We start from the raw sequence: 23,130 nt of genomic DNA, 5'->3' as shown, positions 1-23,130 counted from the left end.
AGTGTCCCCGAACCCTGGAGGCGTTACATGGCGGACTGGCATCGGGTGGACCCCGCCGACGTGCCCGCGGACGGCCGGGTCCGCAGCGTCACCGTGGACGGCCGCAGCGTGGCGCTGTCCCGGTGCGGCGCCCGGCTCGGCGCACTGGAAAACCGCTGCCCGCACCAGGGCGGCCCGCTCGGCGAAGGCTCGATCGAGAAGGGCTGGCTGCGCTGTCCCTGGCACGGCTACGACTACGACCCGGTCACCGGCGAGTCACCCGGCGGGTTCGGCGACGCCGTCGCCACCTACCCGGTCGAGGAGCGCGCGGACGGTGTGTTCGTCAGCCTGCCGGCACCGGCGGTCCCGGCCAGGACGGTCGCCGACGTGCTGGTCGAGACGCTCGTCGCCTGGGGGGTGCGGCACGTGTTCGGCATGGTCGGGCATTCGAACCTCGGGTTCGCCGAGGCCCTGCGCCGCGCCGAAGCCCGGGGTGACCTGACGTACTTCGGGATCCGGCACGAGGGTGCGGCGGCGTTCGCGGCGAGCGCGTACGGCAAGCTCACCGGCCGGCCCGCGGCGTGCTTCGCGATCGCCGGGCCGGGCTCGACGAACCTGCTCACCGGCCTGTACGACGCCAAGCTCGACGGCGCGCCGGTGCTCGCGATCTCCGGGCAGGTGCCGTCGAAGGTGCTCGGCCGCGGCGCGTTCCAGGACGTCGACCTCTCCGCGGTCTTCCGCGACGTCGCCGTGTCCACCACGACCGTCCACAGTGGAAGCGACCACGCCGAGCTCGCCGCGCTCGCGGTCAAGCACGCCGTCGACCGGCGGGGCGTGGCGCACCTGGTGCTGCCCGACGAGGTCCAGGTGCTGCCGAGCGACGCACCGCCGTCCACCCCGGACGGTCGCCGCGCGGGCCGGGCCGGGCGGCCGGACGCCGCCGCCGTCACCGCGGCCGCCGCGCTCGTGCGGGACGCCCGCCGGCCGGTGTTCGTCGTGGGCCACGGGGCCCGCGGCGCCGCCGCCGAGGTCACCGCGCTGGCCGAGCGCCTCGGCGCGCCGGTGCTCACCACGTTCAAGGCGAAGGGCCTGGTGCCCGACACCCACCCGCTCGGGGCGGGCGTGCTGGGCCGCAGCGGGACGCCGGTGGCCAGCTGGCTGATGAACGAAGCCGACCTGATCGTCGCGGTCGGGGCGTCGTTCAGCAACCACACCGGCATCGCCGCCTACAAGCCGATCCTGCAGGTCGACGACGACCCCGGTGCGATCGGCCGGTTCGACGCGGTCACGACGTCCCTGCTCGGCGACGCCCGGCTCGCTCTCGACGCGCTCGTGGCCGAACTGGGGGAGGCCAAGGCCGAAGACCAGCGCGCCGACGTCGCCGCCCGCTGGGCGATCTGGCGGGCGGAGAAGGCCCGCCGGGTCGCCGACGACCGCGGCCGCGGCGTCTCGGCGGCGGCGGTCTTCGACGCGCTGTCGCGCCACCTGCCCGAAGCCGCCGTGGTGACCGTGGACGTCGGCAACCACGCCTACTCGCTGGGCCGCTACCTGGAGTCGAAGGGCCAGCCGGTGCTGATGTCGGGGTACCTCGGTTCGATCGGCTTCGGCTACCCGGCGGCGCTGGGCGCGTGGGCGGCGGCGCCGGACCGGCCGATCGTGGCCGTCACCGGTGACGGCGGGTTCGGGCAGTACGCGACCGAGCTGACCACGGCGGTCAAGTACGGCATCCCGGTGAAGCACGTGCTGCTGAACAACAACGCGCTCGGCAAGATCAGCAAGGAGCAGCTCGCCGGCGACTACCCCGTGTGGCAGACGTCGCTGGTCAACCCGGACTGGGCCGCGTATGCCGAACTCTGTGGTGCCCAAGGCATCCGCGTCACCGCGCGCGAGCAGCTGGACGACGCGATGACCGCGCTCTTCGCCGCCGACGGACCCACCCTGCTCTGCGTCGAACAGGACGCCGAACTCCTCTGAAAGGGACGACCCATGCCGAACTACGACGACCTCAGCGCCCTGTTCCTCAACGGCACCCTCAAGCGCTCGCCCGAGCCCAGCAACACCGACGGCCTGATCGAGGTCAGCCGCGGCATCATGGAGAAGAACGGCGTCCGCGTCGAGGTGCTGCGGGCGATCGACCACGACATCGCGACCGGCGTCTGGCCCGACATGACCGAGCACGGCTGGGCCACCGACGCCTGGCCGGCCATCTACGAGAAGGTGATGGCCGCCGACATCCTCGTGCTGGCCGGGCCGATCTGGCTGGGGGACAACAGTTCCGTCACCAAACAGGTCATCGAGCGGCTCTACGCGTGTTCGCACCTGCTCAACGACGCCGGGCAGTACGCCTACTACGGCCGGGTCGGCGGCTGCCTGATCACCGGAAACGAAGACGGTGTCAAGCACTGCGCGATGAACGTCCTCTACAGCCTGCAGCACCTCGGCTACACCGTCCCGCCCCAGGCGGACGCGGGCTGGATCGGCGAGGCGGGGCCCGGACCGTCCTACCTGGACCCCGGCTCGGGCGGCCCGGAGAACGACTTCACCAACCGCAACACCACGTTCATGACGTGGAACCTGCTGCACCTGGCCCGGATGCTCAAGGACGCGGGCGGGATCCCGGCGCACGGCAACCAGCGCAGCGAATGGGACGCCGGCTGCCGCTTCGACTTCGCCAACCCCGAATACCGCTGAGCCATGCCCGGCGTCGGCTTCGTCAACCTGTTCGCGGTGGCGGCGGTCGCGCTCGCCGCGCCGCTGCTGCTCGGCCTAGCGCCGAAGCTGCGCGTGCCGGCCGTGGTGCTGGAGATCGTCGCCGGGATCGCGCTCGGGCCGTCGGGCCTCGGCTGGATCCAGCCGGACCTGCCGGTGCAGATCGTCGCCCTGCTCGGGCTCGCCTTCCTGCTTTTCCTGGCGGGGCTGGAAATCGACGTCCACCGGCTGCGCGGCCGGGCCCTGCGGGTGGCGCTGCTGGGCTACGTCCTGACACTGGCACTCGGCCTCGCGGCCGGCGCGGGCTTCGCCGCCGCAGGGTGGGTGCGCAGCCCGCTGCTGGTCGCGGTGGCGTTGTCGGCCACCTCGCTCGGCCTGGTCGTCCCGGTGCTCAAGGACGCCGGGCAGGCCGAAGGCGGCTTGGGGCAGGCGGTCATCGCCGCCGCGTCGGTGGCCGACTTCGCCGCCGTCCTCCTGGTCTCGCTGCTGTTCTCGGCCTCCGGTGGCAGCACCGGCGCCCGGGTGGTGCTGCTCGCCGCGTTCGCGGGCCTGGTGGTCGTGACCGCCTTCGTGGTCGCGCGGGCCGGCCGGTCGCGCCGGCTCGGCGCGACCCTGCTGCGGCTGCAGGACACCACCGCCGAGATCCGGGTCCGCGCGGCCGTGGTGCTGCTGGTCGCGTTCGTCGCCTTGGCCGAAACTTTCGGCCTGGAAAGCATTCTCGGCGCCTTCCTCGCGGGCGCGGTCGTCGGCGTGCTCGACCGCGACCCGGCGTCGCACCCGAGGTTCCGGATCAAGCTCGACGCCATCGGGTACGGCTTCCTGGTGCCGGTCTTCTTCGTCACCAGCGGCCTGCGGCTCGACTTGTCCGGGCTGCTCGCCGACCCGGCCGCGCTCGCCAGGGTCCCGCTGTTCCTGGCCGCGCTGCTGCTCGCGCGCGGCGTCCCGGCGTTGCTGTTCGCCCGGGAATTCGGTGCGCGGCAGGCGATCGCGGCCGGGCTGCTGCAGGCGACGTCGCTGCCGTTCCTCGTCACCGCCACCCAGATCGGGGTGCTCGTCGGGCTGATGACCCCGGTGACCGCGGCCGCGCTCGTGTGCGCCGGCCTGCTTTCGGTGCTGCTGTTCCCCGCCGGGGCGCTGTCGCTGCTGCGGTCCCGGGAGCGGGCGGCCGTAAGATGACTGTCACCGGTTTCGCCCGTTCCCGCGGCTATATTCGGCTGGTGAGCCCGCTTCCGCCGGATTCCGAACTCGTCGCCGCGCTGCGCGGCGGGGACGAGGGCACCTTCGCCGCCGTCCTCGACGCGTGGTCGGCGCCGATGCTGCGCCTGGCCCGCTCGTTCGTCTCGACCCACGCGTCCGCCGAGGAAGTCGTCCAGGACACGTGGCTCGCGGTGGTCAAGAGCCTCGACGCGTTCGAGGGCCGGTCGGCGTTCAAGACGTGGGTGTACCGGATCCTGGTCAACACGGCCAAGAAACGCGGCACCGCCGAACACCGCAGCATCCCCTGGGCGAGCCTCGCGCCCGACGGCGACGACCGCGGCCCCACCGTCGACCCGGCCCGGTTCCGCGGCCCCGGCGAGGACCACCCCGGTGGCTGGCGCCAGTTCCCGGCCAGGTGGCCGTCGCCGGAAAACACCGCACTGGCCCTGGAAATCCGCCAGGTGATCGCCGGCGCGCTCGACGAGCTGCCCGCCCGGCAGCGCGCCGTCATCAGCCTCCGCGACGTCGCCGACCACAGCGCGGACGAGGTCTGCGCGCTGCTGGAGATCACCGCGGCCAACCAGCGGGTGCTCCTGCACCGCGCGCGGGCCGCGGTCCGCGAGCGGCTCGCGGAATACCTGGGCGCCGAGGGGAAACCGGCATGACGTGCGAAGAGTTCGTCGAACTCGTCACCGCCTTCCTGGACGGCGCGCTGGATCCGGGTACCGAAGCCCGGTTCGTCGAGCACCTGGCGCTGTGCGAGGGGTGCGAAACCTACCTCGACCAGTTCCGCACGACGATCGCGGAACTCGGTTCGCTCCCGGCCGAGACCCTTTCGGCCGACGTCCGCGACAGCGTCCTCGACGCCTTCCGCGATTGGCACGCCCGCTGACCACGCCACGACGGTCCACAGGGGATCCCGGCTGCCCGCCGTCGTGCGGATCGTGCTCGGCGTGACCGGGCTGGCCGAGCGGGTGGCTCACCCTCATCGCGATCGCGGTCGTCCTGCGCCGCGGCGACTCGCCGGCGGCCCGGGAGGACTTCGCCGAGGACGAGTCAGCCCTGCGGGCCGGGTTCGCGCGGGGCCGGCCGGTCCCGGTTGAGGTGCTCGTCGATGGCGCGCTGGTGGGCGACGATGCGGTCGTGCAGGTCGCGAAGGGCGAGCTCGTCTTCGTTCGGGCGGCTTTCCGGCGCGGGGTCCTCCCCGTCGTCCGCCATCGGCGCCTCCCGCGAGCCCGGCCGCCGTGCGCGGCCCCCAAGACTTGCGGAGCACAATACTTGTATGGGCGAACCGTCCTGCGGGCGCGCTACTGGGCGCGCAATCCTGTCCGTTACGGGCACTAATCAAGCACTATCGAGCACTTGACATGCCCGGTTCTGCTCGCTTTACTGCTGGACACGTCGGAACGGACGCCCGACGCCAGAGGTACGCCCAGCCGGTATGTCGGCCGCCGCCGCGAGCCCGGACTGAGTCGCCAGGACGTGCTCGTGGTCCGAGGCGGGGTCGTGCCCACCACCATCCGGAGTCCCAGGATGCCCCTTCCCCGCGTTCGGTTCCGCACCGGAGCCGCAGCCGCACTGGCCGCCGTGGTCCTGGCCGCCACCGCCTGCTCCGCCGACGCGACCCCCGCGACCCCCGCGGCCGGCGCGACGACGACGGCCGCCGTCACCCCGCCCCCGGCCGGGGCCGGCTTCGACTACCAGATCGGCGGGGCCTACACCCCGGCGAGCGACGTCAAGGTCGTCAGCCGCGACCACACCGCCCAGCCCGCCGCCGGCCGCTACAACATCTGCTACGTCAACGCCTTCCAGGCGCAGCCCGGCGCCGAGGGGGAGTGGGGCGACCTCCTCCTGCGGGACGCGAACGGCACCGTGGTCATCGACGAGGACTGGGACGAGGCCCTCCTCGACCTGCGCACCGCCGACAAGCGACAGCGCGTCGCCGCGAAGGTCAACGGCTGGGTCGACGACTGCGCGGCCAAGGGCTACCAGGGGATCGAGCCCGACAACTACGACAGCTTCACGCGCTCGCGCGGCCTGCTGTCCGACGCCGACGCCCAGGCCTACATCCGCCTGCTTTCCGCGCACGCCCACCAGAAGGGCCTGGCGATCGCGCAGAAGAACACCTCCGAACTGTCCGGGAACCGCCAGGCCAACGGCCTCGACTTCGCCATCGCCGAGGAGTGCGGGCAGCAGAAGAACTGCGGCGAGTTCACGCCCGCGTTCGGCGACCACGTGATCGTCATCGAATACACCGACAGCGGCCTCAAGACCGCCTGCAGCCGGTGGGGCTCGCTCAGCATCGTCCGCCGCGACCACGACGTCGTCCCGAAGGGCGAAGCCGGCTACGTCCGCAAGACCTGCTGATGGACCGCCGCGGATTCCTGCGCGGCGCGGCCGGGGTGGCGCTCGGCGCGGCCGTGGCCGGCTGCGGCCCGGCCCGCAGCGCCGGCGGCCCGGTCACCGTCGAGGTCTGGCACGGCCAGACCGACACCGGCAAGAAGGTGCTCGACGCGCTCGTCGCGGACTTCCACCGGACCCACCCCGGGATCCGGATCGACCTGGGCGGCGGGGTCCTCGCCGACGCGATGCTGCAGAAGGTCACCGCGGCGCTCGCGTCGGGGTCCTACCCGGACATCGCCTACGTCTTCGGGTCGGACCTCGCGAGCGTCGCGCGCAGCCCGCAGGTCGTCGACGTCACCGACCTCGTCGGCGCCGGCCCCGGCTTCTGGGCCCCGGCGCGGGAAGCCGTGACCGTCAACGGCCGCGTGCGCGCGGTCCCCGCGTTGCTGGACTCCCTGGCCGTGGTGTGCAACAAGGCGTTGTTCGCCAAGGCCGGGCTGCCACTGCCGGCCGCGGGGTGGACGTGGGCCGATTTCGTCGGTACCGCACGGAAACTCACCGATCCGGCCGACGGCACGTTCGGCACCGCCTGGCCCGCCACCGGCGACGAGGACACCGTCTGGCGGATCTGGCCGATGGTGTGGGACCTCGGCGGCGACGTCATCGGCGCGGACGGCCGCGGCATCGGGTTCGCCGGCCAGGGCGTGCGGGCCCTGGAGGTCGTCCGCGACCTCGCCGCCGCCAAATCCGTCTACCTCGACCCGAAAACCGGCAGCGAGCAGATGTACCAGGCGTTCGAAGCCGGCCACATCGGCATGGTGCCGACCGGCCCGTGGCAGCTGCCGGACATCACCGACGCCGGGATCGACTACGCGGTCGTGCCGCTGCCCAGCTTCAGCGGCCGTCCGGTGACGATCTCCGGCCCGGACACCTGGACGCTCTTCGACAACGGCGAGGAGCGCGTCCAGGCCGCGCGCACCTTCCTGTCCTGGCTGGCGGAACCGGCCCAGGACGTCCGGTGGGACGACGGCGCGGGCAGCCTCCCGCTGAGCCCGCAGACCAAGGACCTGCCCGCGTGGCAGGAGAAAACCGCCGGAACGCCGGGCCTGCCCGTCTTCGTCGACGCGCTGGCGAACGCCCGCGTGCGGCCGGTGCACCCGGCCTACCCGCAGGTGTCGGCGGCCGTCGGTACCGCGATCGTCGCGGTGCTGCTCGGCCAGGCGAGCCCGGCCGACGCCCTGCGCGACTGCGCCGCGGCCGCCAACGCCGCCCTGATCATCCCACGCTAGGGAGCCGCCATGCCCGGACTGCCCAGTCCCCTCACCGTCGCGAACGCGGCCACCAGACGCCGCCGCGAAACCGCGGCCGCGTGGGCCTACGTCTCGCCCGCCGTGCTCATCATCCTCGGCCTCGGCGTGGTGCCCGTGGCCTGGTCGCTGCTGCTGTCCTTCCAGGCCGACGACCTCGTGACGCCGAGCCGGTTCGTCGGGCTCGACAACTACGCCGCGCTCGCCCAGGACCCGCACTTCGCCCAGGCCGTCGGCAACACCGTCCTCTACACGGTGCTGTACGTCCCGCTGAGCATCCTGTTCGGCTTCCTGCTGGCGCAGGCGCTGAACCGGCGCATCCGGCTGATCGGGGTGTACCGGACGCTCGTGTTCGTCCCGTTCGTGCTGTCGGCGACCGCGCAGGGCGTGCTGTTCTCCTTCATCCTCGACCCGCAGTTCGGCGCCGCGAACTCGCTGCTGCACCACCTCGGGGTGTCGCCGCAGGGCTTCCTGACCGACCCGGCGCAGGCGCTGCTGGTGCTCGTCGGCATCACGCTGTGGAGCGGCACCGGTTTCTGCGTCGTGGTGTACCTGGCCGCGCTGCAGGACGTCCCGCCGTCGCTGGTCGAGGCCGCGCGGCTGGACGGCGCGGGCACCTGGCGCGTGCTGCGGCACGTGACGCTGCCCGCCGTGCTGCCGGTGACGGCGTTCCTCGTGCTGTGGCAGCTGATCACGTCGCTGCAGGTGTTCGACCTCGTGTACGTGACGACCAAGGGCGGGCCGCTCGGCTCCACGACGGTGATCGTCTACTTCGTCTGGGAGCAGGCGTTCAAGAACTTCACCGCCGGCTACGGCGCGGCCTCGGCCTACGTCCTGGCGCTGGCCCTGCTGGTGGTCGTCGTCGCCGTGCGCCTGGTCCGCCGGCCGCGAAAGGCACTGCGGTGACCGCCCGGATCGACAGCGTGCCCGCGCCGCGCGCGCTGCCCGCGCTGCGCCGCCCGCGGCTGCCGTTCAGCGCCTGGCACCTGCTGCTCCTCCCGTTGGCGCTGGTGTTCGCCGCGCCGCTGGTGTGGCTGCTGCTCAGCTCGGTGATGAGCAACGCCGAGATCAACCGGTTCCCGCCCGCGCTGTGGCCGTCCCGGGTGGACTTCGCGGGGTACCGGTACGTGCTCGAGAACGCGCTGTTCCTGCGCTGGATCGGGAACTCGCTGATCGTGTCGGCGGTGACCGTCGGGTCGAACCTGCTGTTCGGCGCGCTCGGCGGGTACGCGTTCGCGCGGATGCGGTTCGCCGGCTCGCGGGTGCTGCTGGCCCTGATGGTCGCGACGATGGCGATCCCGTTCCAGCTCACCATGATCCCGACGTTCCTGGTGATGAAGAAGCTCGGCCTGATCGACAGCCTCGGCGCGCTGATCGTGCCGTCGCTGGTCACGCCGTTCGCGGTGTTCCTGCTGCGCCAGTTCTTCCTGTCCCTGCCACGGGAACTCGAAGAGGCAGCGTGGATCGACGGCTGCTCGCGCCTGCGGGTGCTCTTCACGATCGTGCTGCCGCTGTCGCGGCCCGCGCTGAGCACGGTGGCCGTGCTGACGTTCCTCGGCACCTGGAACGACCTGACCTGGCCGCTGATCGCGCTCAACCACGACACGACGTACACCCTGCAGCTCGGGCTCACCACGTTCCAGGGCCAGCACCACACGAACTGGGCCGCGGTGATGGCGGGCAACGTCATCACCGTCCTGCCGGTGCTGCTCGCGTTCCTCGGCGCGCAGAAGACGTTCATCCAGTCCATCACCTCCAGCGGGCTCAAAGGGTGAAGATGGTCGACCTCCTGGTCGTCGGCGACGCCAACCCCGACGTCATCATCGGTCCACTTCGGACGGACCTCGCGTTCGGCCAGCGCGAGCAGCTCGCCGCCTCGGGCACGCTCACCCTCGGCGGCTCCGGCGCGATCACCGCCGCCGGCGCCGCTCGGCTGGGCCTGAAGGTCGCCATCGCCGGGCGCGTCGGCGACGACGAAGGCGGCCGGTTCGTCCGCGCCGCCCTCGAAGCCCGCGGCGTCGACACGAGCGCGTTGCAGACCGACCCGGAGCGGCCGACCCCGCTGACCACCGTGCTCACCCGCGACGGCGACCGCGCCATCGTCACCGCTCCCGGCACCCTCGCCACGACGACCGCCGCCGACGTCCCGGCGGAGCTGCTGGCCGCCGCCCGGCACGTCCACTCGTCGTCGTACTTCCTGCTGCCGGAACTCGCCCCCGGCCTGCCCGCGCTGCTGCGCGCCGCCCGCGCGCACGGCGCGACCACCTCGGTGGACACCAACGACGACCCGGCCGGCCGCTGGGACGTCGGGGAACTGCTGGGGGAGACGGACTTCCTGCTCCCCAACGCCGCCGAGGCCGTCCGGCTGGCGGGCGTGGCGGATGCCCGGGCCGCGGCGGCGGCACTGGCCGCGCGCGGCCCGACCGTCGTGGTCAAGGACGGCGCCGAGGGCGCATTCGCCTGCCGCGCCGGCGAATTCGCCTTCGCCACCGGAGAGCCGGCGGACGCCGTCGACACCGTCGGCGCCGGCGACAGCTTCAACGCCGGCTTCCTCGCCGGCGTCCTGGCCGGGCTGCCGCTCGCGACGGCGCTGCGCTGCGGCGTCGTCTGCGGCGGGCACTCCGTCCGCGCCGCCGGCGGCACGGCGGGCCAGGCCACGTGGGACGACGTCCTCGTCCACCTCGAACGCACCGGATCGGACCTCGCATGACCGCCCCCAAGATCACCTTCGTCGGCGCCGGTAGCGTCGTGTTCACCCAGGGCCTGCTCGCCGACCTGTTCGCCTACCCCGAACTGGACGGCCTGCACGTCGCCCTGCACGACATCGACCCGGGCCGGCTCGCGACCGCGCTGGCCGCGGCCCGGCGCATCGCCGCCGTCCGCGGGGTCAAGCCGGTGCTCACCGCGCACGAGGACCGCCGGGAAGCCTTGGCGGGCGCGGACTTCGTCGTGAACATCGTCCAGATCGGCATGGGGGAGTCGACGCGGATCGACTTCGAGGTCCCGGCGCGGTACGGGCTGCGCCAGACCATCGGCGACACCCTCGGCATCGGCGGGATCTTCCGCGCGCTGCGGACGTTCCCGTTCCTGGCGGAGCTGGGCCGCGACATCGCCGACGTCTGCCCGGACGCCTGGCTGCTCAACTACACGAACCCGATGGCGATGAACGTCCAGTACCTGACCGAGGCGACCGGGCTGACCCGGGTCGTCGGGCTCTGCCATTCGGTGTACTGGACCGTGCACGGGCTCGCCGAGCTGGTCGGGGTGCCGTTCGAGGAGGTCACCTACCTCGCCGCGGGCGTCAACCACCAGGCGTGGGTGCTGCGGTTCGCGCACCGGGGCAGCGACCTGTACCCGCGGCTGGCCGAGCTGGCCGAGACCGACGGGCAGCTGCGCCGGCGGGTCCGGTTCGACATGTTCCGGCGCCTGGGCTACTACCCGACGGAGACCAGCGAGCACTCCGCGGAGTACGTCCCCTGGTACCTCGGGCACGACAGCGAGGTCGAGCGGCTGCGGCTGCCGATCGGCGCCTACCTCGGCATCGTCGCCGAGAACGAAGCGGAGTACGAGAAGACCCGGCAGGCGATCGCGGCCGACGAGCCGCTGCCCGTCGAAGGCACGAACGAATACGCGCCGCAGATCGTCCACAGCCTGGTCACCGGCACGCCGCGGACGGTCTACGGCAACGTCGTCAACCGCGGCCTGATCGAGAACCTGCCGGCCGGCGGGGTGGTCGAGGTGCCGTGCCTGGCCGACGGCACCGGCGTCCGGCCGACCCGGATCGGCGCGCTGCCGCCGCAGCTCGCCGCGCTCAACCGGACGTACCTGAGCGTCAACGACCTGGTCGTGCGCGCGGCGGTCGAGGACGACCCGCGCCATGTCCGCCACGCGGCGATGACCGACCCGGCGACGGCGGCCGCGCTGCCGGTCGAGCGGATCTTCGAACTGTGCGACGACCTGGTCCGCGCGCACGGCGACCGGCTCCAGCCCGGCCTGCGCGCCGTCCTGGGCCGCTGACCCGGCAAGATCGTCCCGGGCACGGGCAGATCGGCGCCACGGCCCGGCCGGGCGTAAGGTGGGGCCTCGTTTCCGGTTCAGCCAGCAGCCGTCGTCCAGCGCCGAGCCCCGGCCGGCGTTCGCCCTCAGCCTGCGGAGGTCGCCGCTTATGCTCGGTGAGCACGACGGCGACAGCACCCCGACCGCTCCCCGGTTTTCGCTGGACGTGGCCGGCGTGCGGCCGTGGTGGGCCCGCGACGAGGCGCCGGAGGTGATCGCCGGGCGCTACGAGGTCGGCGGCCTGATCGGCACCGGCGGCACCGCCCGCGTCTACCGGGCCTTCGACCGGCGGCTGTGCCGCGACGTCGCGGTCAAGGTGTACGACCGCGGGGCGGTGGCCGTCGAACGGCTGCGCCGGGCGCGGGAGAAGGCGATCCAGGCCAGCATCGACCACCCCGGCGTCGTCGCCCTGTTCGACAGCGGCACCGACGGCGACCGGGCCTACCTGGTGATGCAGCTGGTGCACGGGGAGAACCTCGCGCAGCGCCTGCTCGCCGGGCCGCTGCCGCCGGCGGAGGTGACCGAGCTGGCGATCCGGCTCGCCGGGGCGCTGGCCCACGTCCACGACCGGAGGATCGTGCACCGCGACCTCAAGCCCGCCAACGTCCTGCTCGGCGGCGACGGCCCGCTCATCTCCGACTTCGGCATCGCCCACGAGCTGGAGTCCACGCACGTCACCGGCTCCGGCCTGGTGACCGGCACGGCCGCGTACCTGGCCCCGGAGCAGGTGGCCGGCGAGCCGATCGGGCCGCCGGCGGACGTCTACGCGCTGGGCCTGATCCTGCTGGAGTGCCTGACCGGGGAGCGCGAGTTCCCGGGTACGCCCGCGGAGTCGGCGACGGCGCGGCTGAACCGGTCGCCCCGCGTGCCCGCCGGGCTGCCCGCGCCGCTGGCCCACGTCCTGGGCCGGATGACCGCGCTGGACCCCGCGCGGCGCCCGGTCGCCGGCGAGGTGGTGCGGCTGCTGCGGGAACCGGCCACGCCGATCCTGGCGCCGGTACCCGCGCGGCGGCGGCACCGGCTGGCGGCGGCCGGCGGCCTCGCGGCGGCGGCCGCGGCGGTGCTGCTCGGCGTGCTGCTCACGCGGCCCGACAGCGCGGATCCCGACGCGGGCCGGGAGCCCGTCGCCGGCTCGGTCACGCCGGGCAGCCCGGTGCAGCCACCGCCTTCGGGACCCGCGACGCTGCCTGCGTCGACGGTCCTGATGGGCTCGCCCCAGGGCGGCTCGTCGGTGACGTCGGAACCGGCGGCCGCGCCGCCGCCCGCACCCGCGACGTCCGGCGCCGCGCACAGCACGAACGCCGAGAGCGGCAAGGCCAAGGGCAAGACGCGGGGGAACGGCCCGGTCAAGGGCAAGGGGCAGTCCGGCAACTGACCGGTCACGGCTCCCGCGTCACCCCGAGGGCGACCGCGCGCAGCAGCGTCGTCAGCTGCTCGCGGAACCGCAGCGCGCTGTGCGCCCACCGCGGCACCTCGTCGTAGAGGCGGCGCAGGGTCGGCGACGGCCGTGACAGCTGGAACAGGTACGCCGCGCAGCTCATCGCCGCCGTCAGGATCGTGCGCGCGCCTTCGGCGTCCAGGCCTTCGCCGGCCTCGGCGAGCGCGGCCGTCATCACGTCGAAGGACTCCGAGGCCGCCGTCTTGTACCGGCGCGCCCGCTCCAGCCGGACCGCGCCCTCCAGGCTGAGGCCGACGTGCGTCTGCAGGTCGCAGAACAGGGGGAGCGCGTCGAGGGACCCGGCGACGACGTCGGCGACCTCCGCCGCGGTCAGGCTCCGGCCGGCGAGACCGGCGAGCAGGCGGTCACGCCACTCGGGCCACTCCCGCTCGGCCAGTTCGAGCAGCAGCTCTTCGCGGGATTCGAAGTAGCGCCGCAGCGCCGACGGGTGCAGGCCGACGCGGCTGGTGACCTCGGTGAGCGTGACCTCGCGCACGCCGAGCTCGACCGCCAGCTCGCGCGCGGCGGTCAGCAGGGCGGTCTTGCGGGCCTCTTTGTCCTGGTCGGAGCGGGCGCGCTGGCGGGGCTGGGACACGCCTCCACGATAACGCAAGCGCTTTGACTTAACCGCGTGCCCGGCGTACGGTCGAGTTAACGCAAAGACGTTGCGTTAACTGAGGAGCATCCCATGAGTTCAGTGTTTTTCGTGACCGGTTCCTCGCGCGGGCTCGGCAGGCGGATCGCCGAGCGGGCCCTCGCCGCCGGGCACCGCGTCGTCGCGACGGCCCGTGACCCACGGGCCTTGGCCGACCTCACGGACCGGTACGGCGACCGCGTACACGTCGAGCGGCTCGACGTGACCGACGCGGCGGCCGCTGAAGCCGCGCTCGCCGCCGGGGTCGCCGCGTTCGGCCGGATCGACGTCGTCGTCAACAACGCCGGCCAGGCCGACCGGGCGGCCCTGGAGGACACCACCCTCGACGCCTTCCGCCGCCAGCTCGAGACGAACTTCCTCGGCACGGTGTACGTCACCAAGGCGGCGGTGCCGGTGCTGCGCCGGCAAGGCGGCGGCCGGATCATCCAGGTCTCGTCCCTCGGCGGCCGCGTCGGCAGCCCAGGGTTGACGGCTTACCAGTCGGCGAAGTGGGCCGTCGGCGGGTTCAGCGAGGCGCTGGCCACCGAAGTCGCCCCGCTGGGCATCAAGATCACGGTGCTCGAGCCGGGCGGCATGCGCACGGACTGGGGCGGCGCATCGATGAGCACACCGCCGATCAGCGAGCCGTACGAGGCGACGGTCGGCGCGTCGGCCCGCGCGATGGCGGACTTCGAGAAGCACGCGAACAGCGACCCGGCGAAGGTCGCCGACCTGGTGCTCACGGTCGCGGGCCTCGACGAGCCACCGCTGCGCCTGCTGGCGGGCAGCGACGCCTACGAGTACGGCCGGGAGGCGTGGCAGCACCGCGTCGACACGGACGCGAAGTGGGCCGACTTGAGCAGGTCCACCGATGACGCCGAGACCGGTGACGCGTGGCGTCGGCAGCGGGGCAAGAGCCTGCCGGACGTGCGGGCGTGACGACACCGGCGGGTGGTTCGGCGGTTGCGGGCGGTGGTTTGTGGTGGCGCGTGGCGTCGGCGGCGCGGTAGGGGCTTGCCCGGATGTGTGGGCGTGACGGCACTGGCGGGTGGTTCGGCGGTTGCGGGCGGCGGTTGCGGTGACGCGTGGCGTGGCAAGAGCCTGCCGGACGTGCGGGCGTGACGACACCGGCGGGTGGTTCGGCGGTTGCGGACTGCGGTTGCCGTGACGCGTGGCGCCGAGAGCGTGCCCGACGTGCGGGCCTGACGACACCGACGGGTGGTCCGGGGATTCCGGACGGCGGTTTGCGGGTAGCCCGGTGGTGTGAGGTTGAGCAGGCCCTGCCTGCGGACTAGTGAGAGGTGAGCACATGAGCCAGGGCGATGCTCCGGTCGGGCGATCCGTGAAGACGGCGGCGGCCGGCGTACGGGACCTCGCGGCCGAGGCGGCGCGGGTGGGTGCGGCCGCGGCCGCACGGGCGGTGGAGATCACCGACCGCAAGCTGGCCGAAGGCGCGGACGAACTCGCGAAGGTCGGCCGGTCGGCGACCAAGGACTTCGACAAGAGCACCCGGTCCTCCCGCCGGGACGTGCGCAAGCACTCGGCCGCGGCCCGCGACGAGGTGCTGAGCCGCGCGGTGAAGCTGCGCGACCCGGGCCGCAAGGCGGCCCAGGCGCTGGCGACGGTGGCTGGGTCGGCGAACGAGTCGAACCGCAAGCGCCGCAAGGCGGTGGCCGCGGCCAAGCGTGATCTGGCGGTGGCGCTGCAGGAAGCGAAGAGCGTGGCGCGCGGGGAACGCAGCCGCCGGGCCCGCTGGCCGTGGTTCCTGGCGCTGGGCGCCCTCGCGGCGGCGGTCGTGGCCGTCACGAAGGTGAAGCGGTCGAACCCGCTGGCGGAGGAGACGCCCGCGCCGGCTCCGGTGGGGGAGAAGCCCGCGGTGCCGGCGGACAAGACGGTGACGCCGGCGGACCAGGCCGTCCCGCCGACCCCGGCGAAGCCGGAACCCCCGAAGCCGGCGACGTCCAAGCCCGTCAACGGCGGCAACGGCCACGCGGCCGCGGGCAAGGGCAAGAGCGAGCACAAGGCCCGCTGATCCGGGTCCGGCCGGGGCGTCGCCCGATGAGGCGACGCCCCGGCTTTCTCATGTCGTCCGCCGGGACCGTCCACAGTGGACAGCGGGGCGGCCGGCCACGTCTGGCGCGGACCAAAACCTGGTGTCGGCGGGCCACCGGAGCCCGCTCGCGCGCTAGCGTGCGGTCGTGGTCCCGTCGGAGGAGGTTCTGCGCTGGGCGGCCGGCGCGGTCGGAAGCGACGGGCGCGTCACCGCCGTCACCGGTTTGCGGGAGGGCGCCAACCCGTGGCTGCTGCGGTTCGAGCCCGCCGGCCCGGTCGCGGCGGCCGTGCTGCGGCTCGGCGATCCGGCCGACCCCGACCACCGCCTGCGGTTCGCCACCGAGGTGGCGGCGCTGCGGGTCGCCGGGGCGCACCGGTTGCCCGCGGCCCGGCTGATCGCCACCGACCTCGACGGCACCGGGACGGGCGCCCTGGCCGTGCTGACCACGGTCCTGCCCGGGGACAGCAAGATCCCGCCGGTCGCGTCCGCCGAGCGTTTGCGCAGTCTGGGCGCCGCGGCCGCCGCGCTGCAGTCCGTCCCGTTGCCGCCTGGCCCCGCGCTGCCGCTGCGGACCCGGTCGATCGCGGACGTGGACTTCGCGGCCCGCCGGCGCGAAACGGGGACCACCGCGCTGCTGACGGCCGCCGAGGAGCGCCTCGACCGGCTCGCGGTGCCCGACGGCCCGACGGTCTTCGTGCACGGCGACCTGTGGCACGGCAACACCCTGTGGTCCGGCGACCACTGCACCGGCCTCGTCGACTGGGACTGCGCGGGCGCCGGCTCACCGGGGATCGACCTCGGCGGCGCGCGGTTCGACGCGGCCCTGCTGTTCGGGCTGCCCGCCGCCGAGCAGGTGCTGGCGGGCTGGCAGCAGGCGGCCGGCCGCCGGGCCGGCCAGGTCGCCTACTGGGACGTCGTGGCGGCGACCTGCAGCCTGGCCGACATGGGGTTCTGCGTCCCGGTGATGCACGACCAGGGCCGGCCGGACCTCGACGCCGCCGTCCTGGGGCGACGCCGGGACGCGTTCCTCGAGAACGCGCTGGCCCGGCTCGACGGCACCGCCTAGCCGACCCGCGGCCAATGGACATCCGTCGTCCCGCGCCCGCCCGATTCGCGACAGCTGTCGGGCGACGGCGGGCTCCCCGCTCCGCACACTGGGGCGCGGAACCACCGGGAGGTCGAAGACGATGAACTCGCGAGACAGCGCGGACGCGGTCGTGGTCGGCGCGGGGGTGATCGGATCCGCGATCGCGCTCGAACTGGCCAGGGCGGGGCGGCGGGTCGTGGTCGTCGACCGCGCGAGCGGGGCGGGGCAGGGCTCGACGAGCGCGTCGAGCGCCGTGATCCGCTACAACTTCTCCACCCTCGCCGGGGTGACCACCGCCTGGGAGGCGCAGTTCTGCTGGTCCGCGTGGGCCGGGCACCTCGGCCACGACGTCGGCGCCCTGGCCCGGTTCGAACGCAGCGGCCTGGTCATGCTCGACGTCGAAGCCGCGCCGCGGGCCGGCTGGCTGCCGCTGTTCGACGAGGTCGGCGTGCCGTACGAGGAGTGGGACACCGCGACCCTGCTCGAGCGCGTGCCCGCCTTGGCCGCCGGCCGGTTCTGGCCGCCCAAGCGCATCGACGACGAAGCGTTCTGGGCCGAGCCCGCCGGCACCCTCGGCGCCGTCCACACCCCGGACGCCGGGTACGTCACCGATCCGCAGCTCGCCGCGCGGAACCTCGCCGCGGCGGCCGCGGCGGAGGGCGCCGCGTTCCGGTTCCGCGCCACGGTGTGCGGGGTGGCGTCCCGGGCCGGCCGGGTCGACGCCGTCGTGCTGGCGGACGGAACCGAGCTCGTCACCCCGGTCGTGGTCAACGCCGCCGGACCCTGGTCGGGCCGGATCAACGAACTGGCCGGCGTCGGCGCGGACTTCACCATCGGCGTGCGGCCGCTGCGGCAGGAGGTCGCCCACGTCCGCGCGCCCGAGGGCTACCACCCGCCCGGCGGCGTGGGCCCGGCCGTGGCCGACATGGACCTGGGGACCTACTTCCGCGGCGAGGTCGGCGGCGGCCTGCTCGTCGGCGGCACCGAGCCCGCGTGCGACCCGCTGCACTGGCTCGACGACCCCGACGAGGCGTCGCCACACCCCACGATGGCGGTGTTCGAAGCGCAGGTCACCCGGGCGGCGCGCCGGCTGCCCGGGCTGCGCGTGCCGAACCGGGCGCGCGGGGTGGTCGGCGTGTACGACGCCGCCGACGACTGGACGCCGATCTACGACCGCACCGCGTTGCCGGGCTTCTACGTCGCGATGGGCACCAGCGGCAACCAGTTCAAGAACGCCCCCGTCGTCGGCCGGCTCATGGCGACGCTGATCGACGCCGTCGAGGCCGGTGCCGACCACGACCGCGACCCCGTCCGCTACCGCGGTGTCCACACCGGACTCGAGATCGACCTCGGCGCGTTCTCCCGCAAGCGCGAGCGCAACACCGGCAGTTCCGGGACGGTGCTGGGCTGAGCGGCGGGCTACCGTGGACGGCAGCCGGAAAAGGGGGCGCCGTGGCCGATCGCGATCTCCAGTCCATCGTGGACGAACTCGCCGAGCGCCTGCGGCGGTCGGTCGCGATCGACGACCCGGCCATCCGCCTGCTCGCCGCCAGCCGCCACTTCGGGGACGAGGACGCCCTGCGCGTCGGCTCGGTGCTGAACCGGGCGGTGGAACCGCGGATCGTCGACCACGTTCTCGCCCACGGCATCAGCCACTGGAGCGCCCCCGGCATCGTCGACGTCGAAGGCGCGGCACCGCGGCTGTGCGCCCCGATCCGCCGCGACGGCATGCTGCTGGGCTACCTGTGGCTGATCGACGAGAACGGCGCATTCACCGACCGCGAAACGACAGCCGCCCGCGACGCCGCCGCCACCGCCGGAGCGGTGCTGTTGCCCCGCCTGCTGCTGCACGAGCGCGCGAAAGCACGGCAGGAAGGCATCCTGCGCGAACTCGTCTCCGGCGACCCCGCCGTCCGGGCCCAGGCGGTCGACGACCTGCGCGCCGAACAGCTCTTCGGCGCCGAAAGCAGTCACTTCACCGTCCTCGCCGTGCAAAGCCGGGCCGCCGCCGTACCGCGGGAGGTCGTGTTCGAAGCCGCGGTCGAGGAAGGCGTCCGCGCGGTCACCGACGACGTCGCCCTGATGGCGGCGAACCGGTCCCGCGCGTGGATCCTGCTCGGGCAACGCCGGCCGCCGGCCCGGGCCCTGGTCGACGCGGTCACCGAGCGGATCACGACCCGCTTCCGCCGGCTCGGCGAGGAGACCGCCCGGCCGGTGTTCGGGCTCGGCGGCACGGTGACGGCTCTCGGCGACGTCGTCACGTCCTACCGGGAGGCGGTGCTGGCCGCCCGCGCGGCCCTGCTGCTGCCCGGCATCGGATCGCCGGCCCGCTGGGGCGAGCTGGGGCCGTACGAACTGCTGCTGAAGCTGCCGCCGGCGGACCTGCTCGGCGCGTCACCGGTGCCGGCGCTCGCGGCGGTGGAGCGGGCGGACACCCACGACGTCCTGCTCACCACGCTGACCGCTTTCTTCGACCACGGCGGCAACATCCAGCGCACCGCCGACGCGCTGCGCGTCCACCGCGCCACGCTGTACCAGCGGCTCAAGCGGATCGAGCAGATCACCGGGTGCAGCCTCGACTCCGGCGACGACCGGCTGATGCTGCACCTCGGGCTCAAGCTGCGGGTCCTCGCCGCGGCCTACCGCGACCAGCCGGACCGGTGAGTTTCCGCGGCGATCAGGCGGTGCTGCCGGCGTCCTCGAAGCGCTCGTTGCCCAGCACACCCAGCAGTTGCAGCTTCTCGAACGCCTCGGTCCGCGGGGGAGCCGTCAGCACCAGCAGCGCCTGGGACTGGTCCTCGGTGAACAGCGCCTGGCAGTCCACCTCGATCTCGCCGAGCTGCGGGTGCACCAGCACCTTGTGGTCCTCGAACCGCTTCGCGACCTCGTGGCGCTCCCACAGCCGCGCGAACTCCTCGCTCTCGCGCTGCAGCGCCCGCACCAGCTCCCCGGCGCGCGAACGCGGGCCCATCGAGCCGTGCGCCGCGCGCAGGTTCGCGACGAGGGCGCGGCTTTGCCGGTCGCGGTCGCCCTCCGGGTAGATCAGGCGCTCGTCCGGGTCGGTGAACCAGCGGTAGATCTCGCTGCGCGCGAGCCCGGTGTGCTCGGCCTTGCCGCCGTAGAGCGCCTCGGCGAGGCGGTTGCGCACCAGGACCTCGCCGAGGTTGGACAGGATGAGCGCGGGCGTGTCCGACAGCCGGTCCAGCACCCGCAGCAAGGCCGGCGCGACGTGCGCGGCCGTCGCGGCGGGGGAGGGGGCCGTGCGGCCGGCGACCACGAACAGGTAGTCGCGCTCGTCGTCGCTCAGGCGCAGCGCGCGGGCCAGCGCGGCCAGCATCTGCTCGCTCGGCTGCGGGCCGCGTTGCTGCTCCAGGCGCGTGTAGTAGTCCGTCGACATCGCCGCCAGCGACGCGACTTCCTGCCGGCGCAGCCCCGCCGTCCGGCGGCGCGCGCCCGGCAGCAGGCCGACGTCCTCGGGACGCAGCTGCTCGCGGCGCCGCCGCAGGAAGGCCGCCAGTTCCGCTCGGTCCATACCCCCAGTATCGCGCTCGCCGCGGCCGCAACCAGGGAGCGCCGATCCCCCGATGAGCGCTCTCTGCCGCCGGCGGGCGGACCCGGCGAGAGTCGGGGCATGGACATCACCGGAAACACCGTCTTCATCCCCGGCGCCACCAGCGGCATCGGCCTGGCCCTCGCGCTCGCCCTCCAGGACCGGGGCAACACCGTGGTCGTCGGCGGGCGCCGCACCGAACTGCTGGAGAAGATCGCCGCCGAGCACCCCGGCCTCGGCACCGTCCGGATCGACACCACCGACCCCGCGAGCATCCAGGCGGCGGCGAAGGAGGTGCTCGCCCGCCACCCCGGCCTGAACGTCCTGGTGACCATGGCCGGTGTCATGCGGGTCGAAGACTGGCACCGGCCCGAGACGTTCCTCGAATCGGCCGAGAACGTCGTGACGACCAACGTGCTCGGCCCGATCCGGCTGATCGCCGCGTTCGTCGAGCACCTGCGCGAGCAGCCCGACGCCACCATCGTGACGGTCTCCTCGGGCCTGGCGTTCGCCCCGCTGAAGGTGACCCCGAGCTACAACGCGTCGAAGGCCGCCATCCACATGCTCAGCGAGTCACTGCGGCTGCAGCTGGCGGACACGTCGGTGAAGGTCGTCGAGCTGGAGCCGCCGTCGGTGCGGACGGACCTGCTGCCCGGCCAGGCCGAGAACGAGCACGCCATGCCGCTCGGCGAGTTCGTCGCCGAGGTCATGACCATCCTCGAAACCCGGCCGGACGCCACGGAGATCCAGGTCGAGCGGGTCAAGTTCCTCCGCTACGGCGAGGCCCGCGGCGACTACGACCAGGTCGTCGCGACCCTCAACAGCACCGATCCGCACTAGACCGTCACGACGACCTTGCCGTGCACCGCGCCCGCGGCGGCGCGGGCGTGCAGGGCCGCCAGCTCGGCCAGCGGCACGCGCTCGGCGACGTCGACGCGCAGCTCGCCGGAGTCGACCAGCGCCACCAGCTTCGCCAGCTGCCCGGCGTCGCTGCGGACGAACAGGTCGATCCCGCGCACCCCGCGGTCCTCGTCGGACGGCGCGGGCATCCACACCGTCGTGTTCACCACGGCCCCGCCCGGCCGGACCAGGGCGAGCAGCGCCGCGAGTTCCGCCGGGTCGACCGGCGCGAGGTTGAGCGCGACGTCGACCGGCTCCGTCACCGCCGCGCTCAGCTCGGTGGTGGTGTGGTCGACGATCTCGTCGGCGCCGGCGGCTTCGACCGTGCCGGCGCTGCGCGGGCTGGCCGTCGCGATGACGTGGGCCCCGGCCTCCTTGGCGAGCTGGACGGCGTAGCCGCCGACCGCGCCGCCGGCGCCGTTGACCAGCACCCGCTGGCCGGCGGTCAGCTTGCCGTGGTCGAACAGCGCCTGGTAGGCGGTCAGCCCGACCACCGGCAGGGCGGCCGCGTCGGCGAGGGGGACGTTTTTCGGTGCGGCGGTCAGGATTTCGGCCGGCGCGAGGACGTACTCCGCGGCGGCGCCGGGCTTGTCCATCGGCAGGAAGCCGACGACCCGGTCGCCGGCCGCGAAGCCGTCGACGCCGTCGCCCAGCGCGTCGACCGTCCCGGCGACGTCGAGGCCGGGGGTGTGCGGCAGCTCGACCGGGATCGGGCCGCGCATGAAGCCGCCGCGGATGTTGCCGTCGACGGAGTTGAACGACGTCGCGGCGACGCGGACGCGGACCTGCCCGGCGGCGGGGACGGGCACCTCGACGTCCTCGTAGCGCAGGACGTCGGGGTCGCCGTAGTCGTGGAAACGCACTGCCTTCATCGGACTCTCGCTTTCGGGAAGAGCTTCGAATTCGAAGCAACTGAAGAGCACGGTACTGCTGCTTCGAATTCGAAGCAAGTGAGGCCGGTCACCCTCGCCGGATCCCTTGATCCACTCGGGTCCCAGGATCGTGGTCGCGGGCCCGGTCAGCCTGGGCCGGCTTGGCCCACCCTGAGCACGGCCGGGGCGCCGGACGCGCGGACGACCTCGGCGAGGCGGGCCGCGTCGGCCGAGCCCGGTGCCGCGGTGAGGACCACCGCCAGCAGGTCGTCCCCGGGCACCCCCAGCAGGTTGCCGTCGAGCGTGATGCCCTCGCCGTCCGGCGTGCTGAACACGGCCCGGTTCTCGTAGGCGGCCACGGTGTTCGGCGTGCGCCACAGGGTGTCGAACGGCCGGCTGGTGCTCCGCAGCTCGTCGACGAGCTCGGCGAGCCCGGTGTCGGCGGGATAGCGCAGCGCGGTGTCCCGCAGCCGGGCGGCGAGCGCGGCCTGGAACCCCGCCCGGTGGTCGTCGGTCCGGGCGATTTCCCTTCGTGCGTCGCGGAAGGTGCGCCACGCGACGTTCCAGTCCCGGGCCGGTCCACCCGTGGTCCCGCTGCCGAGGGCCAGCCACGCGCCGTTGACGGCGACGACGTTCCACGCCGCGTCGGTCAGGAACGCGGGGGTTTCGGGGAAACGTTCCAGCAGCCGCATCGCCGCCGCGCCGGCTTCGCGCGGCACTCGGCCGTCCATCGGGGCGTACCCGGCGAGGGCGCAGAGCCGTTCGTAGTCCGCGCGGCTGATCCGCAACGCGCGCGCGATGGCGGTGACCACGCCCGCCGACGGGTGGCGCCGCCCCTGCTCCAGCCGCCGGACGTAGTCGGCGGACACCCCGGCCAGCTCGGCGAGCTCTTCCCGGCGCAGGCCGCGAACCCGCCGCCGGGTCCGGTCGCCGGCCGGCTCGGTGTGCTCGCGCAACCAGCGGACGGCGGCGCCGAGTTCGGACAGCGACATGGCGCCAGTGTGC

General features: G+C 73.9%; 23 protein-coding genes. 18 read left to right on the top strand and 5 right to left on the bottom strand.

Annotated elements, in window-relative coordinates; all coding sequences use genetic code 11:
* Nucleotides 1-27: 27 nt before the first annotated feature.
* Genes AB0J40_RS09615 through AB0J40_RS09595 form a run of 5 tightly spaced genes read left to right on the top strand, consistent with a single transcriptional unit; the run spans nt 28 to nt 4,777 of the window.
* Nucleotides 28-1,953, top strand: coding sequence for a thiamine pyrophosphate-binding protein (locus AB0J40_RS09615; protein ID WP_364449939.1), 1,926 nt, complete (start codon nt 28-30; stop codon nt 1,951-1,953).
* Nucleotides 1,954-1,965: 12 nt separating this feature from the next.
* Nucleotides 1,966-2,670: a flavodoxin family protein gene (locus AB0J40_RS09610; RefSeq protein WP_364449936.1), complete on the top strand. Its 705-nt coding sequence runs from the start codon at nt 1,966-1,968 to the stop codon at nt 2,668-2,670.
* A gap of 3 nt (nt 2,671-2,673) precedes the next feature.
* Nucleotides 2,674-3,864, top strand: a complete 1,191-nt coding sequence (locus AB0J40_RS09605; protein WP_364449933.1) for a cation:proton antiporter — start codon at nt 2,674-2,676, stop codon at nt 3,862-3,864.
* Nucleotides 3,865-3,905: 41 nt separating this feature from the next.
* The gene (locus AB0J40_RS09600) at nt 3,906-4,550 is read left to right on the top strand and encodes a sigma-70 family RNA polymerase sigma factor (protein WP_364449930.1); all 645 of its coding nucleotides are present in this window, start codon (nt 3,906-3,908) and stop codon (nt 4,548-4,550) included.
* Nucleotides 4,547-4,777 (top strand): zf-HC2 domain-containing protein, encoded by a 231-nt coding sequence (locus AB0J40_RS09595; protein ID WP_364449927.1) that lies wholly within the window; start codon nt 4,547-4,549, stop codon nt 4,775-4,777. Before AB0J40_RS09600 ends, AB0J40_RS09595 begins: the two co-directional genes overlap by 4 nt.
* A 164-nt stretch (nt 4,778-4,941) precedes the next feature.
* On the opposite strand, the gene AB0J40_RS09590 is transcribed toward AB0J40_RS09595, so the two are convergent.
* Complete coding sequence (locus tag AB0J40_RS09590; protein WP_364449925.1) at nt 4,942-5,103, bottom strand: hypothetical protein; 162 nt, start codon at nt 5,101-5,103, stop codon at nt 4,942-4,944.
* A gap of 315 nt (nt 5,104-5,418) precedes the next feature.
* On the opposite strand from AB0J40_RS09590, the gene AB0J40_RS09585 reads away from it, so the two are divergent.
* From AB0J40_RS09585 to AB0J40_RS09555, 7 genes are all read left to right on the top strand, one after another.
* Nucleotides 5,419-6,252, top strand: coding sequence for an endo alpha-1,4 polygalactosaminidase (locus AB0J40_RS09585; protein WP_364449923.1), 834 nt, complete (start codon nt 5,419-5,421; stop codon nt 6,250-6,252).
* On the top strand, nt 6,252-7,517 hold the full coding sequence (locus AB0J40_RS09580) for an ABC transporter substrate-binding protein (RefSeq protein WP_364449920.1): 1,266 nt from the start codon (nt 6,252-6,254) through the stop codon (nt 7,515-7,517). Before AB0J40_RS09585 ends, AB0J40_RS09580 begins: the two co-directional genes overlap by 1 nt.
* Nucleotides 7,518-7,526: 9 nt before the next feature.
* The gene (locus AB0J40_RS09575; RefSeq protein ID WP_364449919.1) at nt 7,527-8,441 is read left to right on the top strand and encodes a sugar ABC transporter permease; all 915 of its coding nucleotides are present in this window, start codon (nt 7,527-7,529) and stop codon (nt 8,439-8,441) included.
* Nucleotides 8,438-9,310, top strand: coding sequence for a carbohydrate ABC transporter permease (locus tag AB0J40_RS09570; RefSeq protein ID WP_364449917.1), 873 nt, complete (start codon nt 8,438-8,440; stop codon nt 9,308-9,310). Before AB0J40_RS09575 ends, AB0J40_RS09570 begins: the two co-directional genes overlap by 4 nt.
* A 2-nt stretch (nt 9,311-9,312) precedes the next feature.
* Nucleotides 9,313-10,245: a carbohydrate kinase family protein gene (locus AB0J40_RS09565; RefSeq protein ID WP_364449914.1), complete on the top strand. Its 933-nt coding sequence runs from the start codon at nt 9,313-9,315 to the stop codon at nt 10,243-10,245.
* Nucleotides 10,242-11,552 (top strand): alpha-glucosidase/alpha-galactosidase, encoded by a 1,311-nt coding sequence (locus tag AB0J40_RS09560; RefSeq protein WP_364449911.1) that lies wholly within the window; start codon nt 10,242-10,244, stop codon nt 11,550-11,552. The genes AB0J40_RS09565 and AB0J40_RS09560 overlap by 4 nt, the downstream gene beginning before the upstream one ends.
* A gap of 148 nt (nt 11,553-11,700) precedes the next feature.
* The gene (locus tag AB0J40_RS09555; protein WP_364449909.1) at nt 11,701-12,966 is read left to right on the top strand and encodes a serine/threonine-protein kinase; all 1,266 of its coding nucleotides are present in this window, start codon (nt 11,701-11,703) and stop codon (nt 12,964-12,966) included.
* Nucleotides 12,967-12,970: 4 nt separating this feature from the next.
* Here AB0J40_RS09555 and AB0J40_RS09550 read toward each other — a convergent pair whose 3' ends face one another.
* A complete protein-coding gene (locus AB0J40_RS09550) occupies nt 12,971-13,624 on the bottom strand; it encodes a TetR family transcriptional regulator (protein ID WP_364449907.1) in 654 nt (217 codons plus the stop codon).
* Nucleotides 13,625-13,717: 93 nt separating this feature from the next.
* On the opposite strand from AB0J40_RS09550, the gene AB0J40_RS09545 reads away from it, so the two are divergent.
* From AB0J40_RS09545 to AB0J40_RS09525, 5 genes are all read left to right on the top strand, one after another.
* Nucleotides 13,718-14,602 (top strand): SDR family NAD(P)-dependent oxidoreductase, encoded by an 885-nt coding sequence (locus AB0J40_RS09545; protein WP_364449905.1) that lies wholly within the window; start codon nt 13,718-13,720, stop codon nt 14,600-14,602.
* A gap of 370 nt (nt 14,603-14,972) precedes the next feature.
* A complete protein-coding gene (locus tag AB0J40_RS09540) occupies nt 14,973-15,695 on the top strand; it encodes a hypothetical protein (RefSeq protein ID WP_364449903.1) in 723 nt (240 codons plus the stop codon).
* A gap of 166 nt (nt 15,696-15,861) precedes the next feature.
* Nucleotides 15,862-16,782 (top strand): aminoglycoside phosphotransferase family protein, encoded by a 921-nt coding sequence (locus AB0J40_RS09535; RefSeq protein WP_364449900.1) that lies wholly within the window; start codon nt 15,862-15,864, stop codon nt 16,780-16,782.
* A 121-nt stretch (nt 16,783-16,903) separates the two neighbouring features.
* The gene (locus AB0J40_RS09530) at nt 16,904-18,214 is read left to right on the top strand and encodes an FAD-dependent oxidoreductase (RefSeq protein ID WP_364449897.1); all 1,311 of its coding nucleotides are present in this window, start codon (nt 16,904-16,906) and stop codon (nt 18,212-18,214) included.
* A 41-nt stretch (nt 18,215-18,255) separates the two neighbouring features.
* Nucleotides 18,256-19,467, top strand: a complete 1,212-nt coding sequence (locus AB0J40_RS09525; RefSeq protein ID WP_364449895.1) for a helix-turn-helix domain-containing protein — start codon at nt 18,256-18,258, stop codon at nt 19,465-19,467.
* Nucleotides 19,468-19,480: 13 nt separating this feature from the next.
* Here AB0J40_RS09525 and AB0J40_RS09520 read toward each other — a convergent pair whose 3' ends face one another.
* Nucleotides 19,481-20,335, bottom strand: a complete 855-nt coding sequence (locus tag AB0J40_RS09520; protein WP_364449892.1) for a helix-turn-helix transcriptional regulator — start codon at nt 20,333-20,335, stop codon at nt 19,481-19,483.
* 99 nt (nt 20,336-20,434) lie between these two features.
* On the opposite strand from AB0J40_RS09520, the gene AB0J40_RS09515 reads away from it, so the two are divergent.
* On the top strand, nt 20,435-21,193 hold the full coding sequence (locus AB0J40_RS09515; RefSeq protein WP_364449889.1) for an SDR family NAD(P)-dependent oxidoreductase: 759 nt from the start codon (nt 20,435-20,437) through the stop codon (nt 21,191-21,193).
* Here AB0J40_RS09515 and AB0J40_RS09510 read toward each other — a convergent pair.
* Nucleotides 21,190-22,125: an NADP-dependent oxidoreductase gene (locus tag AB0J40_RS09510; RefSeq protein WP_364449887.1), complete on the bottom strand. Its 936-nt coding sequence runs from the start codon at nt 22,123-22,125 to the stop codon at nt 21,190-21,192. The two genes, AB0J40_RS09515 and AB0J40_RS09510, sit on opposite strands and share 4 nt — an antisense overlap.
* Before the next feature lie 146 nt (nt 22,126-22,271).
* Entirely contained in the window at nt 22,272-23,117 is an 846-nt protein-coding gene (locus AB0J40_RS09505) for a helix-turn-helix domain-containing protein (protein ID WP_364449884.1), read from the bottom strand.
* Nucleotides 23,118-23,130 lie beyond the last annotated feature (13 nt).

It is taken from the genome of Amycolatopsis sp. NPDC049691, from assembly GCF_040675005.1.
Taxonomy (GTDB): Bacteria; Actinomycetota; Actinomycetes; order Mycobacteriales; family Pseudonocardiaceae; genus Amycolatopsis.
This window is presented reverse-complemented; position numbering and strand designations above follow the sequence as displayed.

Excerpts from the sequence above, each read along its gene's own strand:
- AB0J40_RS09615 (WP_364449939.1), top strand. The coding sequence starts at position 28 with ATGGCGGACTGGCATCGGGTGGACCCCGCCGACGTGCCCGCGGACGGC.
- AB0J40_RS09610 (WP_364449936.1), top strand. The coding sequence starts at position 1,966 with ATGCCGAACTACGACGACCTCAGCGCCCTGTTCCTCAACGGCACCCTC.
- AB0J40_RS09605 (WP_364449933.1), top strand. The coding sequence starts at position 2,674 with ATGCCCGGCGTCGGCTTCGTCAACCTGTTCGCGGTGGCGGCGGTCGCG.
- AB0J40_RS09595 (WP_364449927.1), top strand. The coding sequence starts at position 4,547 with ATGACGTGCGAAGAGTTCGTCGAACTCGTCACCGCCTTCCTGGACGGC.
- AB0J40_RS09590 (WP_364449925.1), bottom strand. The coding sequence starts at position 5,103 with ATGGCGGACGACGGGGAGGACCCCGCGCCGGAAAGCCGCCCGAACGAA.
- AB0J40_RS09585 (WP_364449923.1), top strand. The coding sequence starts at position 5,419 with ATGCCCCTTCCCCGCGTTCGGTTCCGCACCGGAGCCGCAGCCGCACTG.
- AB0J40_RS09580 (WP_364449920.1), top strand. The coding sequence starts at position 6,252 with ATGGACCGCCGCGGATTCCTGCGCGGCGCGGCCGGGGTGGCGCTCGGC.
- AB0J40_RS09575 (WP_364449919.1), top strand. The coding sequence starts at position 7,527 with ATGCCCGGACTGCCCAGTCCCCTCACCGTCGCGAACGCGGCCACCAGA.
- AB0J40_RS09565 (WP_364449914.1), top strand. The coding sequence starts at position 9,313 with ATGGTCGACCTCCTGGTCGTCGGCGACGCCAACCCCGACGTCATCATC.
- AB0J40_RS09560 (WP_364449911.1), top strand. The coding sequence starts at position 10,242 with ATGACCGCCCCCAAGATCACCTTCGTCGGCGCCGGTAGCGTCGTGTTC.
- AB0J40_RS09555 (WP_364449909.1), top strand. The coding sequence starts at position 11,701 with ATGCTCGGTGAGCACGACGGCGACAGCACCCCGACCGCTCCCCGGTTT.
- AB0J40_RS09545 (WP_364449905.1), top strand. The coding sequence starts at position 13,718 with ATGAGTTCAGTGTTTTTCGTGACCGGTTCCTCGCGCGGGCTCGGCAGG.
- AB0J40_RS09540 (WP_364449903.1), top strand. The coding sequence starts at position 14,973 with ATGAGCCAGGGCGATGCTCCGGTCGGGCGATCCGTGAAGACGGCGGCG.
- AB0J40_RS09530 (WP_364449897.1), top strand. The coding sequence starts at position 16,904 with ATGAACTCGCGAGACAGCGCGGACGCGGTCGTGGTCGGCGCGGGGGTG.
- AB0J40_RS09520 (WP_364449892.1), bottom strand. The coding sequence starts at position 20,335 with ATGGACCGAGCGGAACTGGCGGCCTTCCTGCGGCGGCGCCGCGAGCAG.
- AB0J40_RS09515 (WP_364449889.1), top strand. The coding sequence starts at position 20,435 with ATGGACATCACCGGAAACACCGTCTTCATCCCCGGCGCCACCAGCGGC.
- AB0J40_RS09510 (WP_364449887.1), bottom strand. The coding sequence starts at position 22,125 with ATGAAGGCAGTGCGTTTCCACGACTACGGCGACCCCGACGTCCTGCGC.
- AB0J40_RS09505 (WP_364449884.1), bottom strand. The coding sequence starts at position 23,117 with ATGTCGCTGTCCGAACTCGGCGCCGCCGTCCGCTGGTTGCGCGAGCAC.